13 protein-coding genes are annotated in these 14,372 nt (G+C 56.4%); 8 read left to right on the top strand and 5 right to left on the bottom strand.

The window, feature by feature from the left end; genetic code table 11:
* Positions 1-233: 233 nt before the first annotated feature.
* The 4 genes from FN806_RS16430 to FN806_RS16415 all read right to left on the bottom strand — a co-directional run bounded on the left by FN806_RS16430 (position 234) and on the right by FN806_RS16415 (position 4,068).
* On the bottom strand, positions 234-665 hold the full coding sequence (locus tag FN806_RS16430) for a glyoxalase superfamily protein (RefSeq protein WP_142639114.1): 432 nt from the start codon (positions 663-665) through the stop codon (positions 234-236).
* Positions 662-2,053, bottom strand: coding sequence for an MATE family efflux transporter (locus FN806_RS16425; RefSeq protein ID WP_142639112.1), 1,392 nt, complete (start codon positions 2,051-2,053; stop codon positions 662-664). The genes FN806_RS16430 and FN806_RS16425 overlap by 4 nt, the downstream gene beginning before the upstream one ends.
* 262 nt (positions 2,054-2,315) lie before the next feature.
* Positions 2,316-3,554, bottom strand: a complete 1,239-nt coding sequence (locus FN806_RS16420) for an adenylate/guanylate cyclase domain-containing protein (protein WP_142639110.1) — start codon at positions 3,552-3,554, stop codon at positions 2,316-2,318.
* 61 nt (positions 3,555-3,615) lie between these two features.
* Positions 3,616-4,068 (bottom strand): MarR family winged helix-turn-helix transcriptional regulator, encoded by a 453-nt coding sequence (locus FN806_RS16415; RefSeq protein WP_142639108.1) that lies wholly within the window; start codon positions 4,066-4,068, stop codon positions 3,616-3,618.
* Between the two features lie 58 nt (positions 4,069-4,126).
* Here FN806_RS16415 and hmgA point away from each other — a divergent pair, with 58 nt between their 5' ends.
* The 7 genes from hmgA to FN806_RS16380 all read left to right on the top strand — a co-directional run bounded on the left by hmgA (position 4,127) and on the right by FN806_RS16380 (position 10,788).
* Positions 4,127-5,482, top strand: a complete 1,356-nt coding sequence (hmgA, locus tag FN806_RS16410; RefSeq protein WP_142639106.1) for a homogentisate 1,2-dioxygenase — start codon at positions 4,127-4,129, stop codon at positions 5,480-5,482.
* 65 nt (positions 5,483-5,547) lie between these two features.
* The gene (gene fahA, locus FN806_RS16405) at positions 5,548-6,804 is read left to right on the top strand and encodes a fumarylacetoacetase (RefSeq protein WP_142639104.1); all 1,257 of its coding nucleotides are present in this window, start codon (positions 5,548-5,550) and stop codon (positions 6,802-6,804) included.
* A 10-nt stretch (positions 6,805-6,814) separates the two neighbouring features.
* Positions 6,815-7,765: an MBL fold metallo-hydrolase gene (locus tag FN806_RS16400; RefSeq protein WP_142639102.1), complete on the top strand. Its 951-nt coding sequence runs from the start codon at positions 6,815-6,817 to the stop codon at positions 7,763-7,765.
* A 127-nt stretch (positions 7,766-7,892) separates the two neighbouring features.
* Complete coding sequence (locus FN806_RS16395) at positions 7,893-9,503, top strand: FAD-dependent oxidoreductase (protein WP_142639100.1); 1,611 nt, start codon at positions 7,893-7,895, stop codon at positions 9,501-9,503.
* A gap of 5 nt (positions 9,504-9,508) precedes the next feature.
* Positions 9,509-9,706: a DUF2783 domain-containing protein gene (locus FN806_RS16390; protein ID WP_142639098.1), complete on the top strand. Its 198-nt coding sequence runs from the start codon at positions 9,509-9,511 to the stop codon at positions 9,704-9,706.
* A 19-nt stretch (positions 9,707-9,725) separates the two neighbouring features.
* The gene (maiA, locus tag FN806_RS16385; protein ID WP_142639096.1) at positions 9,726-10,364 is read left to right on the top strand and encodes a maleylacetoacetate isomerase; all 639 of its coding nucleotides are present in this window, start codon (positions 9,726-9,728) and stop codon (positions 10,362-10,364) included.
* A gap of 88 nt (positions 10,365-10,452) precedes the next feature.
* Entirely contained in the window at positions 10,453-10,788 is a 336-nt protein-coding gene (locus tag FN806_RS16380; protein WP_142639094.1) for a DOPA 4,5-dioxygenase family protein, read from the top strand.
* On the opposite strand, the gene FN806_RS16375 is transcribed toward FN806_RS16380, so the two are convergent.
* The gene (locus FN806_RS16375) at positions 10,785-12,413 is read right to left on the bottom strand and encodes an acyl-CoA synthetase (protein WP_142639092.1); all 1,629 of its coding nucleotides are present in this window, start codon (positions 12,411-12,413) and stop codon (positions 10,785-10,787) included. The two genes, FN806_RS16380 and FN806_RS16375, sit on opposite strands and share 4 nt — an antisense overlap.
* 243 nt (positions 12,414-12,656) lie before the next feature.
* On the opposite strand from FN806_RS16375, the gene FN806_RS16370 reads away from it, so the two are divergent.
* Positions 12,657-14,048 (top strand): aminotransferase family protein, encoded by a 1,392-nt coding sequence (locus FN806_RS16370; protein WP_142639090.1) that lies wholly within the window; start codon positions 12,657-12,659, stop codon positions 14,046-14,048.
* The last annotated feature ends 324 nt before the right edge of the window (positions 14,049-14,372 follow it).

The following is a 14,372-nucleotide window of genomic DNA, read 5'->3' as shown; positions in this document are numbered from 1 at the left end:
CAGATGACGGCTTTGAGCCCAATCTGTACCTTCGGTATTTTTGCTGCGCGCGCTCGCGCACGAAAATCTCCGTAAGAGGTCAGGTTCCGCCGCCGCAAGACAGCGGCAAAATCTGCCATTCGCCGATTGCGCAGAATTTCTAATACGACATATTCACAGGTTACGGGACAAGACCGCCATCGGCTTCAATCGCGCCAACAGCCGCTGACAAATTTAAGAACCGGATTTCCCAGTCAGCATAAATTGATTTGAAGGTGCGCCTGCCCGTCGCTTGTCCGTTCAACAGAATGTCCTTTGGGACCAATTACACCACGAATGCGCGAGCGGAAATTTGAGAAGCCTTCGGATGTGACAACGTCTACGGCTTCATCCATGTGCAGCTCTAACCGGAACCATCCTGGTTTCATGATCGAAATAGAGACCACATGCCCCGTGAACGGTTGCGATAGATACGTTCCGCTGACCTTGTCCCAGATGGCCCATCCATTGGGTGGTCCGTTTCCGATGGCTGCAAACATCGTGTTCCAATCGCGGAACCCGTGTTGGTGGGCGACCAACTCGAGGGACTTGGCATGGCCAATCGATGCCCCTTCTTCGGTCAATTTTGTGCGCAAACGCTTAGCTTGATCCTTGGCTTGCGTAGCTGACGGAAATTGCGTGTTCATGACGCCACTCCTTTTTTGGTGTGGAAAATACCCCATTTTAACTCTGGGTCTTGGGCGGAGAGCCACAACACTACAACAGTGAGACCCATCATCATCACTTCGGCCAGCGGGCCCGCATACCAAATGCCAACTTCGCCAAACCAGAGGGGCAACAGGAACGTCAACGGGATCGCAAAGGCATAAGGTTTTGTCAGCCCTAGAAGGGCTGCCTTTCCTGCAGATCCAATCGCCTGAAAATAGGTCGCAATCATCATCAACGGGCCCAACAGGAAAAAGACACATGTCATTACCGGCAAGATGCGCGCAACCTCTGCAATGACCGACGTGTCGTCTACAAACGCGCTGGCGATCCGGCTAGGCATGCTAATCACAACGACCTGCACGATTGCGCAATAAACAAACGCGACCCAAAGTGCCATGCGCAGGCTTGCATCTGACCTTTGCCAAAGTTCAGCACCATAGTTGTTGCCCGTGATCGTCTGCATTGCAAACGACAAGCCCAGAAGAGGCAGGAAAGCAAAGGTGATGACTCGCGTGATGATCCCGTAAGCAGTAATTGTGTCGGCATAACCCGGACGACCAATCCATTGCAGGGCTGAGATAATCGCGGCCGACCCGAGAGCTAGTCCAATGAAATTGAGGCTTTGTGGTGCACCCAGTGCGAGGATCCGCCGCCATTTTCCGCATGCGGAATGGGACAGCAAGGTCGCAGGACGCAGCGATGTTTCCCCAAACAATCGGAACGCAAAAATGATCGCAAACGCGAGCGCTTGTGCCGCCGCAGTTCCATAGGCTGACCCGGCGACGCCCATGTCCAGAACGGCTATTAGTACGTAGTTGAACCCGATGTTTGCAATCGAAACCAACAGACTCATCGCCGCCATGAAGCCCACGCGCCCTTCGTTGCGCAACGCATCAGAATTGACTGACAACACGAACAACAGTGGCGAGAAAAACACCGTAATCCGCAGGTAGACCAACCCCATCTGCGCCAAAGTCTCTGACCCACCAGCGGCCAGCAATGCAACTGGCTGGCCCAATAGAAGGAACAACACTATCAGAACTGCGCCCAATCCAATTGCCAGCCCATGTGCGCCTGCAAACGTGGCACGCGCGCCGTTCATGTCACCCGCGCCAAGGGATCGCGCCAGAAGGCTCGACATGCCGTTCGCCACAAGCGTGGAAAGCGCCACAATCAGCATGTAGATCGGGAACATCAACGTGACCGCAGCCAGCGCATCAGGGCCTACATAAATGCCCAGAAACAGCGCATCTGCAACAGACAGAAGCCCATTCATCCCCATCACGAAAATGATCGGGAGTGCGGTCCTAAAGTAGATGGTGCCAAGCGGCCCATCGGTGAATGTATTGGTGGGGGTATCAGTCATGTCCCATATCTCTCTTGCCTGATCGCGCAATTTGAGATGGGACCCGCATTACCATCCGCGCGATATGCGGAAAGAGGTAGATAGAGAATTAAGTCGCAGAACTTAACCAAGACAAAAGTCAGCGGGAGGCAGGCGTCCACAGCCTGTACGTTGGCTAATCTGAAATTTTTCTGTCGTCAAGCGGTTAGACTGCATCCGATTTTGCGGAAGCTGGTTTTCGCCGCGTTGCAGAAAATCGCTAATATGGGCTCAAACCGGACGCTCAAACGCCTGATTGCGTTCCGGCAACATTATAAACCGTAAACAGCTCTTTCGGCTCGGCCACACCGCGCAGCATATAGCGCCCGACCGAGATCAGATCCTGATCGTAGGGCTGCGCCGCGCGGGCTACGTCATCCGAGATCAGTATCCGTTGCCCCAAGGACCGATGCATCCCAGCGATACGCGCGGCCTGATTCACCGCTGGGCCGATCACTGTGAAATCCAAACGTGTCTCAGAACCGATATTGCCATACAGAATTTCGCCCGCATGCAAGGCCAGTGTGAAGTTGGCCACCGGCAGTCCAGCGGATTCGCGCTGCGCATTCAGTTCGGCGATCCGGTCCTGCAACATGGGAACCGCCTGCAGGGCCGCCTGCACGTCCTCTTCAATCTCGCCGACATTGAACATAGCCATCAGTCCATCGCCCATGAACTTCAGAATATTGCCGCCATTATCGTGCACGACGCCAACGGCAACCGCCAGATAGTCGTTCAACATATCGATGATCTCGATTCCGGGCAGATTCTCGGAGAGGCTGGTAAAGCCTTCAAGGTCGAAATTCCATATCACGGCGTCGATCTGCTGTAGGGATCCGCGACGAATTTCACCCGACAAAACACGCCGTCCAGCATCCCGACCTAAGTAGACGCGCATCAGATCTTTGGATATCCGCGCGTTCGAGGCTGACTTTAGTGCCAGGCCCAAATGGGGCAGAGCCGTATTGATAAGGTCAAGATCCTGTTCCCGAAACCCATCCGGCGCGTTCGAGGCCCACGACAACAGGACTCCATCTACGGCTTTTTTTGAGGTCTGCGACCGCGGATCGAAATTCACACCTTTAGCGTAATACTCGGTCGCACCAGCTTCGCGTAATTCATTGATCAATGGATAGCGGCTGGGCTCGTTCTGATCGACCATGCGTTCATGGACGCCGTCAAGATCGTGATGTAAAATCGCATATAGAGGACTGCTCATCCAGTCTTCTCTGGTCTCTTCTGAATACTCGAATTTCTGATAGTCACCGCCTGTGTCTTGATACCAGCTGTATCCGGTGCCGCCATATACCGGGTGCAGCGCCGATTGCGCCGCGTGAAATCGCATCAGGGGCACACCAAGTTCAATCAGACGGGTACAATAGCCGTCCAGCAATTCTTCTTTTTCGGCACCTTCAAGGCCCCGCGTCACCAGCCAGTTGATAAGATCATTTGATTTTGCCGCGTTTTGGTTCGGGGCTGTCATTTCACATTCCTGTGTCCGCTCTGGCTTCCATCTGGGAGCGAAGGGTTCGAATTACCAGAGGTCAATTCATATCAGCCAGCTTTCGCAACATTTTGCGCAACAAGGTAGCCTCGTTTTCTGTGAACATTGCGGCAAGCTGAGCATCATATTGCTGCGCAATACCGCGCAATTCGCGATAAACCGACCGTCCGGCCGTGGTCAATGCAAGATGTTCAACGCGGCGATCCGTCTGGCTGACGGTTCTGACAAGAAATCGGCGCTGCTCAAGCCTGCTGACCGCGCGACTTATCTTTGTTTTGTGAATCCGGGCGCGTTGACCGATTTCTTTCGCGCTCAATTCTCCGTAATTGCCCAGATGAAACAACACTCTCCATTCCGTGCGCAGCATCCCATAACGGTCTTTGTATACACGCTGAAATTCCAGTGCGCTTTCCTCGGCTGCCCGGTTCAGCAGATAGGGCAGGAAATCCAGCAGATCAAACCCGTCTCTTTCGGTACTTTCTGTCTTTGTCATGCTTGTTAGTTACAAAATCAACTATTATCTCACAAGCAGAAAACAGCAGGAGCCAAGGATGAACCATCCGACAGACCCGCATAAAATGATCCAGGCCAGTACGCCCGCTGGCACCAATCCGGGCTATATGCCCGGCTTTGGCAATGATTTCGAAACCGAGGCCCTACCCGGTGCGCTGCCGCAGGGCATGAACAGCCCGCAACGCTGCAACTATGGGCTATACGGCGAACAACTGAGCGGCACTGCCTTTACCGCCAACCCACCCGAGCGCACCTGGTGCTATCGTATCCGCCCTTCGGTGAAGCATTCGCATCGCTACGATAAGATCAACCTGCCCTATTGGAAATCGGCACCTTGTGTTGACCCAGATGTTACCAGCCTGGGCCAGTATCGCTGGGACCCCGTCGCTCATACCCAAGATGGGCTGACATGGCTGACAGGCATGCGCACGATGACCACAGCAGGGGATGTGAATACGCAGGTCGGGATGGCCAGCCACATCTATCTGGTCACCGAATCGATGGTGGATGACTATTTCTTCTCGGCCGATTCCGAATTGCTGGTGGTGCCGCAAGAAGGCCGCCTGCGCTTTGCGACCGAGTTGGGGATCATCGACCTTGAGCCCAAGGAAATCGCCATTCTGCCGCGCGGGTTGGTCTATCGGGTTGAGGTTCTTGAGGGCCCTGCCCGCGGCTTTGTCTGCGAGAATTACGGGCAAAAATTCGAACTGCCCGGACGCGGGCCGATCGGCGCCAACTGCATGGCCAACCCACGCGATTTCAAGGCACCTATCGCGGCCTATGAAGACCGTGAGGTACCATCGACCGTCACTGTCAAATGGTGCGGGCAGTTCCACACCACAAAGATTGGGCAAAGCCCGCTGGATGTAGTCGCCTGGCACGGCAATTATGCCCCGTACAAATACGACCTGCGCACATATTGCCCGGTGGGGGCGATCCTGTTTGACCACCCTGACCCGTCGATCTTCACCGTACTCACCGCGCCGTCTGGACAACCGGGCACGGCCAATATCGACTTTGTCCTGTTCCGCGAACGCTGGATGGTGGCCGAAGATACGTTCCGCCCCCCTTGGTATCACAAGAACATCATGTCTGAGCTGATGGGGAACATCTATGGCCAGTATGACGCCAAACCACAGGGCTTTGTTCCCGGCGGCATGAGTCTGCACAACATGATGTTGCCGCACGGACCTGACCAGGATGCCTTTGACAACGCGTCGAATTCGAACCTTGGACCGGATAAGTTGGATAATACGATGTCCTTCATGATCGAAACCCGGTTCCCGCAGCATCTGACATCATTTGCAGCGACCGAGGCCCCGCTGCAGGATGATTACATTGACTGCTGGACGTCGCTTGAGAAAAAGTTCGACGGTACACCGGGCAAGAAATAATTCCGATTGAGGTCGCAGATTTTTCGACGAAAAATCTTGGCCCCTGACAGAGGTTTGGAGACAAAATGCCATTGAAGAAATCCTGGGTGAGCTCGGCCAATTCTGCCGATCACCCTTTTCCTTTGAACAACCTGCCTTATGGCGTGTTTTCGACAGGCGGCGAAGACCCGCATTGTGGTGTTGCAATCGGCGACATGATCCTTGATGTCACAGCTGCCGAGGCTGAGGGACTGGTCGTTCTGGACGACGAACCGCTGTTCGACCTGCCTTTCTGGAACCCGCTGATGGAGCAAGGCCCCGCCGTTTGGGCCGCCCTGCGCAACCGTCTGATGGATCTGCTGGCCGAAGGCAGCGCGGCACAAGAGGACGTCGCGCCTTTGCTTGTGGCGCAGGCAGATGCCGAGCTGCACATGCCTTTTGCCGTCAGCGAATATACCGATTTCTACGCCGGCCGGCACCATGCCCAAAATGTCGGCACCATGTTCCGTGGACCAGAGAATGCATTGCCCCCTAACTGGCTGCATATTCCCATCGGGTATAATGGCCGGGCGTCTTCGGTCGTGGTGTCGGGAACAGATATCCGCCGCCCCTGGGGCCAGTTGAAATCCCCCGATCAGGACCTTCCGGCCTTCCTTCCCAGCCGTCGTTTCGACATCGAGCTTGAGATGGGCGCCATCGTGGGCACGCCCTCTGACGGACCAATTTCCGTACAAGAGGCAGACGACAATATCTTTGGCTATGTCCTTCTGAATGACTGGTCCGCCCGCGATATTCAGGCGTGGGAGTATCAGCCGCTTGGGCCGTTTCAGGCCAAGGCCACCGCAACGTCGATCAGCCCATGGATCGTGACCAAGGCGGCGCTGGAGCCTTTCCGCTGTGACACGCCCGAGCGGGATTTTGAGTTGCTGGATCACCTTAAAGAGACCGGCCCGATGCTGTATGACATTGATCTGTCGATCACAATGGCTCCGGACGGCAAGGTCGCAACCACAATCGCGCGAACAAACTATAGTCAGATGTACTATTCCGCCGCACAGCAGTTGGCCCATCACACGACGTCGGGCTGCCCGATGAACACCGGTGATCTGCTGGGGTCCGGCACCATCTCTGGCCCGACAAAGCCCGAGCGCGGTTCGATGCTGGAGCTCAGCTGGGGCGGGAAAGAGCCGCTAACGCTGGAGACCGGCGAAAGCCGCAGCTTTATCGAGGATGGCGACACGCTGACCCTGACAGGGGCGGCCAAGGGGAAAGGGTACACGATCGGATTTGGCGAATGTGCCGGAACCGTGCTGCCCGCGCTTGAAAACCCATATTCGCGATAAGGAACCAGAAATGGCCAAGGCATTTGCGTCCCAAGGGGACATGTCGGAAAAGAAAATCTCGTTCACCGAGGTAGGAGACGGGCTTTATGCCTTTACCGCCGAAGGGGATCCAAATTCGGGCGTCATCATCGGTGATGACAGTGTCATGATTGTCGAGGCACAGGCGACGCCCCGTTTGGCCAACAAGGTAATCGAATGCGTGCGCTCGGTCACCGACAAGCCGATCACGCATGTGGCGCTGACCCATTATCACGCCGTCCGTGTTCTCGGTGCCAGCGCCTTTGGGGCGCAGCAGATCCTGATGTCAGACATGGCCCGCGCGATGGTGGTGGAACGGGGACAGGAAGATTGGGACAGTGAGTTCCAGCGTTTCCCGCGCCTGTTCGAAGGGCACGAAAGCATTCCCGGTCTGACCTGGCCCACGACCACGTTCAACGACACCATGACGGTGTATCTGGGCAAACGTCGGATTGACCTGATGCATCTGGGCCGCGCACATACAGCAGGCGATATCGTGATCCATGTACCCGATCAGAATGTGATGTTTACCGGTGACATCGTCGAGTATCACTCGGCCTGCTACTGCGGCGATGGGCATTTCGGCGACTGGGGCGATACACTGGATGAGATCAAGTGGTTTGATGTCGACGCCATTGCGCCAGGCCGTGGCGATGCCCTGGTCGGCAAGGACATGGTCAATGCAGCCATCGAAAACACCCGCGATTTTGTCGACAGCACCTATCGTCCAGCAGCCAAGGTCGCGGCGCGCGGAGGAAGCCTGAAAGAAGCATGGGACGCGGTGCGCGCCGAATGCGACCCGAAATTCGCCGATTACGCGATCTATGAACACTGCCTGCCCTTCAACGTCGCCCGTGCCTATGACGAGGCGCGCGGGATCGACACCCCACGCATCTGGACCGCCCAACGAGATCTGGAGATGTGGGAAGCCTTGCAGAGTTAAGGACATACGGTCGCATTTGATCCAGATCGTTTTTCGCAGGACGGATTGGTGAGACCCTGGGATCGGGACCACTGAGCCTGAACGGCTGGTGGAAAGGACCCTCAGCGCAGCGCAATGGGAGAGCCCCATGAACAAGATCTTCGAAATACCGCTTTACACCTACGCGCGAAATCCCGATCAGGACGCCGTAGCCCCAATACGCCACAAGGTGATCGTCATCGGCGCCGGGCCAATCGGCTTGGCCACAGCTATTGATCTGGCACAACAGGGCGTTGAGGTTGTCGTTCTGGACGAAAATGACAAGGTCAGCTTTGGCAGCCGGGCCATCTGTTTTTCACAGCGCACGCTGGACATAGCCGACAGGCTTGGATGCGCAGAGCCCTTGGTCCGGAAAGGTGTTCTTTGGGATACCGGCAAGGTCTTTTTCGACACAAGACAGATCTATGAGTTCAATTTGCAGCCAGAACAAGGCTATGCCAATCCGGCATTTATCAATCTGCAGCAATATCACCTAGAACAGATCCTTGTGGACCGCTTGCGCGCACTCCAAGCTGAAGGCGCGCCAATCGATATTCGCGGCCGCAATAGGGTCGAGGCGATCGGCACCCATGAGGACCATGTCACGCTTGAGGTAGAGACCCCCGAAGGCCCCTACAACATCGAAGCCGACTGGTTGATCGCCTGTGACGGCGCGCACTCTCCGGCCCGCAGGATGCTCGGGCTGGATTTCGACGGGCGCGTGTTCGAAGATAACTTCCTGATAGCTGATGTCGTGATGGAGGCTGACTTTCCTTCCGAACGCTGGTTCTGGTTTGATCCACCGTTCAACAGGGGGCAATCCGCCCTGCTGCACAAACAGCCCGACAATGTCTGGCGCATTGACCTGCAACTGGGTTGGGATATCGACAAGGAACGGGAAAAACGGCCCGAGAATGTGATCCCGCGCCTCAAGGAGATGCTGGGCGAAGATGTCGAATTCGATTTAGAATGGGTCTCGATCTATACCTTCCAGTGTCGCCGGATGGAGCGATTCCGGTATGGCCGGGTCCTGTTTGCCGGCGACAGCGCCCATCAGGTTAGCCCGTTTGGTGCGCGTGGGGCCAATTCGGGTGTGCAGGATTCGGACAACCTGTGTTGGAAGCTGAAGCTGGTTATCGACGGAAAAGCGCCCGATTATTTGCTGGATAGCTACAGCCATGAACGGGTGCAGGCCGCTGATGAGAATATTGCCTGTTCCAGTCGCTCGACCGACTTCATCACGCCGAAATCCCAGATGTCCCGCCTGTTGCGCGACGCCGTTCTTGACCTGGGCGAGCACTACGAATTCGCGCGCCCTCTGGTGAATTCCGGCCGTCTGAGCACACCTTGTACCTATGCGGGCTCGTCGTTGAATTCCGCAGATGCGCTGAACGGGCCAGATATTACCCGTCCCGGCGCTGCGTGCCCGGATGCCCCCCTCGGCGCCGCGTTCCTGCTGCCGAAACTCGCGGGCAAGTTTACCCTTTTGACGATTGACGCCGACGCACCAGACACTCTTGAGGAAGACGGGGTTCAGGCAACCCGCTTGGCGTTGTCCGTTAAGGACGATCCGACCCTGGCGCTCAAGCGCCGCTATCTGGGGGATGCCACCAGCGCGGTTTATCTGATCCGTCCCGATCAACACGTGGCCGCCCGCCGTGATACGTACGAAGAAAACGCATTCCGGCAGGCGATCCGCAGGGCCACCGGTAAGGAGTAAGCGAGATGACCCAACTGATCCTCACCCCTAATCTGGACAATGCAGATGATTTCTATTTTGAACTGATCGCCGCCCATGACGGGCTGGATAAAACCGACAGCGACGCGTTGAATGCGCGGCTGGTACTGGTGCTAGCCAACCATATCGGAAATGCCGAGGTGTTGTCTGAAGCCCTAAAAGCCGCCAAGCTGAACGAGAATTGACGTAAACAGGAGGCCAGCGATGAGTGGCGTAGTTCTGTATGATTATTGGCGCTCGTCGGCCAGCTACCGGGTGCGGATCGCATTAAACTTGGCTGGCATCACCTATCGTGCGGTGTCTGTCGATCTTGTCGCCGGAGATCACAAATCTGACGCTCATCTGAGGCGCAACCCGCAGGGGCTGGTTCCTGTGCTTGAGATTGACGGGCTGCGGCTGACGCAATCTTTGGCAATCATCGACTATCTGGACACGACACGGGGTCTGGGGTTGCTTCCTGCGGAACCCGGTATTCGCGCACAAGCACTGGCGCTGGCACAAACCATCGCCATTGATCTTCACCCAGTCTGCAATTTGTCTGTCGCACGCCATGCAACCGCGCTCAGTGGGAATGCAGAAGGCATGCCTGGCAACTGGATGAACCATTTCATACGACCGGGTCTACTGGCGTTCGAAGCCCAGTTGGGCGGTTTCCAACAGACCCCATATTGCACTGGGCCGCAGCCAGGGCTGGCTGATCTGTGCCTGGTCCCACAGATGTACAATGCCCGCCGCTATCAGGTCGATCTGACCGACCTGACCCGTATCCTGGGCGTAGCGGCCGCCTGCGCCAAACACCCAGCCTTTGCCGCAGCGCATCCCGATCAACACGCCCCCACCTGATCCTCTGCACAGGGTCTGTGTGCCGATGCGAATGGGAATTGCCTGACCCCTGCCTTACGTTCTTCAAAACAAAATGCAGGAGGCCCCAATGCCCGAAATCATCGGCTATCACGCCCATGTCTATTTCGATGCAGAAACGCAGGATACAGCCCGGCAGCTCTGTGAAGAAGCAGTGCGCCTGTTCCCAGTTGCAATGGGGCGGATGCACGCCCGCAATGTAGGCCCACATCCAAGGTGGAGCTGCCAGTTGGGCTTTGCAGCCGACGCATTTGATCAGGTCATTCCCTGGCTGACGCTGAATCGGCAAGGGTTGACGATATTCACCCATCCCGAAACCGGCGAGCATCTGGCAGACCACCGCGACCGCGCCATTTGGATGGGTGAGATGCTGGATCTGGATCTGTCGATCTTCGACCAGCTTTAACCCAACGCCTTCGCCTGATCTCTCAGCTTGAACTTCTGAATCTTGCCGGTCGAAGTCTTTGGCAAAGGACCGAAGACCACCGTCTTAGGCACCTTGAAATGGGCCATGTTGTCCCGGCAGAACGCGATGATCTCTGCTTCTGTCGCTTGCCCATCTGGTTTGAGTTCAACAAAGGCGCAGGGTGTTTCGCCCCATTTGTCATCGGGGCGGGCGACCACGGCGGCCTCCATCACGGCGGGGTGCTTGTACAAGATATCCTCAACCTCAACCGATGAGATATTCTCACCTCCCGAGATGATGATATCTTTGGACCGGTCCTTGAGTGCGACATATCCATCCGCATGCATCACCCCAAGATCGCCCGAGGCGAACCAGCCGCCCCGGAACGCCTTGTCCGTGGCATCGGAGTTTTTGAGATACCCTTTCATGACAACATTGCCCTGCATGAAAATCTCACCCAGCGTCTCGCCATCCGCAGGCACGGGTTCCAACGTATCCGGGTCGGCCACCATAAGGCCGGACAGGGCCGAATACCGCACACCCTGACGAACCTTCAAAGCGGCGCGTTCTTCGCCTTCTTTGCTGTTCCATTCATCCTTCCAGGCGCAGACCACGGACGGACCATAAGTCTCGGTCAGGCCATAGACATGGGTAACTTCGATCCCCATATCCTCCATCTTCTTAACCACAGCCGCCGGAGGTGGTGCGCCTGCGGTCATCACTTTGATCTCGTGATCGAAATCCTTAAGGTTATCAGGCGCGTTGGCCAACATGTTCAGAACAATCGGCGCACCGCAGAAATGCGTGACCTTCTCATCCCGGAAGGCGGCATAGATCGGCTCATCCCGCACCGCCCGCAGGCACACCGAGACCCCTGCATTTGCCGCCATGGCCCAAGGGAAACACCAGCCGTTGCAGTGGAACATCGGCAAGGTCCACAGATAGACAGAATGCCGAGGCATGCCCCAGTCCAGCAGATCAGATTGGGCATTCAGGGCCGCACCGCGGTGATGATACACAACCCCTTTTGGATTGCCTGTGGTGCCCGAGGTATAATTCAGCGTGATCGCATCCCATTCATCCGCTGGCAGGGACCATGCGAACTCGGGATCGCCCTCGGCCAAGAGCGCATCGTAAGTCAGACTGCCCAGTTTCTCGCCACTGTCAAAGCTGGGATCTTCGATATCGATGACGAGAATATCGTGATCAACCTGTTCCAATGCGTCTTGCACAATCGCAGAAAATTCCGGATCGACCAGCAGCACCTTGGATTCAGCATGGTTCAGGATGAAGGCAATGATCGGCGCGTCCAGCCGGGTGTTAATCGCGTTCAGCACGGCGCCGGCCATGGGAATGCCAAAATGGGCCTCGTACAGTTCGGGGATGTTTGCTGCGATGATCGAAACTGTATCTCCTCGCCCTATTCCACGCCTATCCAGAGCGCTCGCCAGTCGACGACAACGGGTATAGGTTTCGGCCCAGGAATACCGGCGGACGCCATAAACAACTGATGGGTAATCAGGGTAGACCTGCGCCGTCCGTTCGATAAAGCTTAGCGGTGACAGCGGCGTATAATTCGCCTGGCATTGATCCAAGTGGCGTTCATATATGTTGGCCCCTGTCATCTGCGGATCCTCCCAAATCGCAAGTTGCGCGAATTGAACACAAACATAGTCCCATGACAAACCCGTAGAAATACGGGCTGAGGCGGCCAAATAACTGTGCTGTGCCCGACTGGCGATACCAACCTACCCGATCTGGCCCTATCTTGTACTGGCCATTCACGCTGATCTGAGCCATCGAATATACAAGCCGAGGCAACACCGCCTCTGCAAGATGTGCACACGCTAATTTTGAAAGGACATGTCATGGACGGCACGTTCAACGAAAACGATCTTTCCCGCGTCGTCGAAGCCGACCGCGCCCATATTTGGCACCACTTGATCCAGCATAAACCCTTTGAAACCAACGACCCGCGCATCATTGTCGAAGGTAAGGGCATGCGTGTCTGGGATCAAAAAGGCAAAGAGCATCTGGACGCTGTATCGGGCGGCGTATGGACTGTGAATGTCGGCTATGGCCGCGAATCGATCTGTAAGGCGGTTTACGACCAGCTGATGAAGCTGTGCTATTTCGCCAACTCGGCAGGCTCGATCCCAGGTGCTTTGTTCGCCGAAAAGCTGATCGAGAAAATGCCTGGCATGAGCCGCGTGTATTACACCAACTCGGGCAGCGAGGCGAATGAGAAGGCGTTCAAGATGGTTCGCCAAATCGCCCACAAGAAATACGGCGGCAAGAAGACCAAGATTTTGTACCGTGACCGCGACTATCACGGCTCGACCCTGGCAGCGATGTCGGCAGGTGGTCAGGACGAGCGCAACGCGCAGTACGGGCCTTTCGCCCCCGGTTTCATCCGCGTGCCGCATTGCATGGAATACCGCAAGCACGAGCTGGACGGCGCGCCCGAAGAGAATTTCGGCGAATGGGCCGCGGATCAGATCGAAGAGGTGATCCTGCGCGAAGGCCCCGATACGGTTGGCGCCTTGTGCCTTGAGCCCGTGACCGCCGGTGGCGGCGTGATCGAAGCGCCCGAAGGGTATTGGCAGCGCGTACAGGAAATCTGCAAGAAATACGATATCCTGCTGCATATCGACGAGGTCGTCTGCGGCGTGGGCCGCACCGGCACCTGGTTCGGGTATCAGCAATATGGTGTGAAGCCGGATTTCGTGACCATGGCCAAGGGTGTCGCCTCGGGCTATGCCGCCATCGCCTGCATGGTAACTACTGAGGAAGTCTTTGACATGTTCAAAGAAGACGCCTCGGACCCGATGGGCTATTTCCGCGACATCTCGACCTTTGGGGGCTGCACCGCCGGTCCAGCGGCCGCGATCGAGAATATGCGGATCATCGAGGATGAGAACCTGCTGGCCAACTGTGTCGCTATGGGTGACCGGATGACGGGCAACCTTCAGGCGCTGATGGAAAAGCACAAGGTCGTCGGCGACGTCCGCGGCAAGGGCCTGTTCCTGGGTGCTGAGCTGGTCGCAGACCGCGCGTCCCGTGAGCCAGTTGATGAGAAGCTTGCCCAGGCCGTTGTGGCCGACTGCATGGCGCAAGGCGTGATCATCGGCGTCACCAACCGCTCGGTCCCCGGTCGGAACAACACTCTGTGCTTCTCACCAGCGCTGATTGCCACCGCGGATGACATCGACCAAATCACCGATGCTGTCGATGGCGCACTGGGGCGTGTATTCGGCTGACACCGTTAGCAGTCTCTTAGGATGAGACTATGAAAACCGGCGCTGCTTGCGTCGGTTTTTTCTCAATACGGATGCCCGAACCCTCAATATGCGACCGGATGTTCCCGCTCAGTGCTGAATGTCTGCGGCCCGGATTGTAGAATCCGTTGATGTATCCGTTGAGTGTTAGCGTTGCAACTGACCCCCGAATTAGCCCCTGATCTGCCTCTTGTTTCCATGGCATATTGTCTAGGGTCAGGACCCATTGATTTCCGTTTTGCGGCGTGATTCACGGTTCAAAAACGAGCGGTGGACATGTCTGATCTCTTCTGGCTTACGGATGCG

This window comes from Ruegeria faecimaris, assembly GCF_900182615.1.
GTDB lineage: Bacteria > Pseudomonadota > Alphaproteobacteria > Rhodobacterales > Rhodobacteraceae > Ruegeria > Ruegeria faecimaris.
The sequence above is the reverse complement of the archived record's forward strand: the minus strand, read 5'-3'. Positions and strand labels throughout refer to the sequence as shown.

Bases quoted from the DNA above. Each gene is read 5' to 3' on its own strand.
- hmgA (WP_142639106.1), top strand. From the start codon at position 4,127: ATGAACCATCCGACAGACCCGCATAAAATGATCCAGGCCAGTACGCCC.
- FN806_RS16420 (WP_142639110.1), bottom strand. From the start codon at position 3,554: ATGACAGCCCCGAACCAAAACGCGGCAAAATCAAATGATCTTATCAAC.
- FN806_RS16430 (WP_142639114.1), bottom strand. From the start codon at position 665: ATGAACACGCAATTTCCGTCAGCTACGCAAGCCAAGGATCAAGCTAAG.
- FN806_RS16400 (WP_142639102.1), top strand. From the start codon at position 6,815: ATGGCCAAGGCATTTGCGTCCCAAGGGGACATGTCGGAAAAGAAAATC.
- FN806_RS16395 (WP_142639100.1), top strand. From the start codon at position 7,893: ATGAACAAGATCTTCGAAATACCGCTTTACACCTACGCGCGAAATCCC.
- FN806_RS16380 (WP_142639094.1), top strand. From the start codon at position 10,453: ATGCCCGAAATCATCGGCTATCACGCCCATGTCTATTTCGATGCAGAA.
- FN806_RS16375 (WP_142639092.1), bottom strand. From the start codon at position 12,413: ATGACAGGGGCCAACATATATGAACGCCACTTGGATCAATGCCAGGCG.
- FN806_RS16415 (WP_142639108.1), bottom strand. From the start codon at position 4,068: ATGACAAAGACAGAAAGTACCGAAAGAGACGGGTTTGATCTGCTGGAT.
- FN806_RS16425 (WP_142639112.1), bottom strand. From the start codon at position 2,053: ATGACTGATACCCCCACCAATACATTCACCGATGGGCCGCTTGGCACC.
- FN806_RS16370 (WP_142639090.1), top strand. From the start codon at position 12,657: ATGGACGGCACGTTCAACGAAAACGATCTTTCCCGCGTCGTCGAAGCC.
- FN806_RS16390 (WP_142639098.1), top strand. From the start codon at position 9,509: ATGACCCAACTGATCCTCACCCCTAATCTGGACAATGCAGATGATTTC.
- fahA (WP_142639104.1), top strand. From the start codon at position 5,548: ATGCCATTGAAGAAATCCTGGGTGAGCTCGGCCAATTCTGCCGATCAC.
- maiA (WP_142639096.1), top strand. From the start codon at position 9,726: ATGAGTGGCGTAGTTCTGTATGATTATTGGCGCTCGTCGGCCAGCTAC.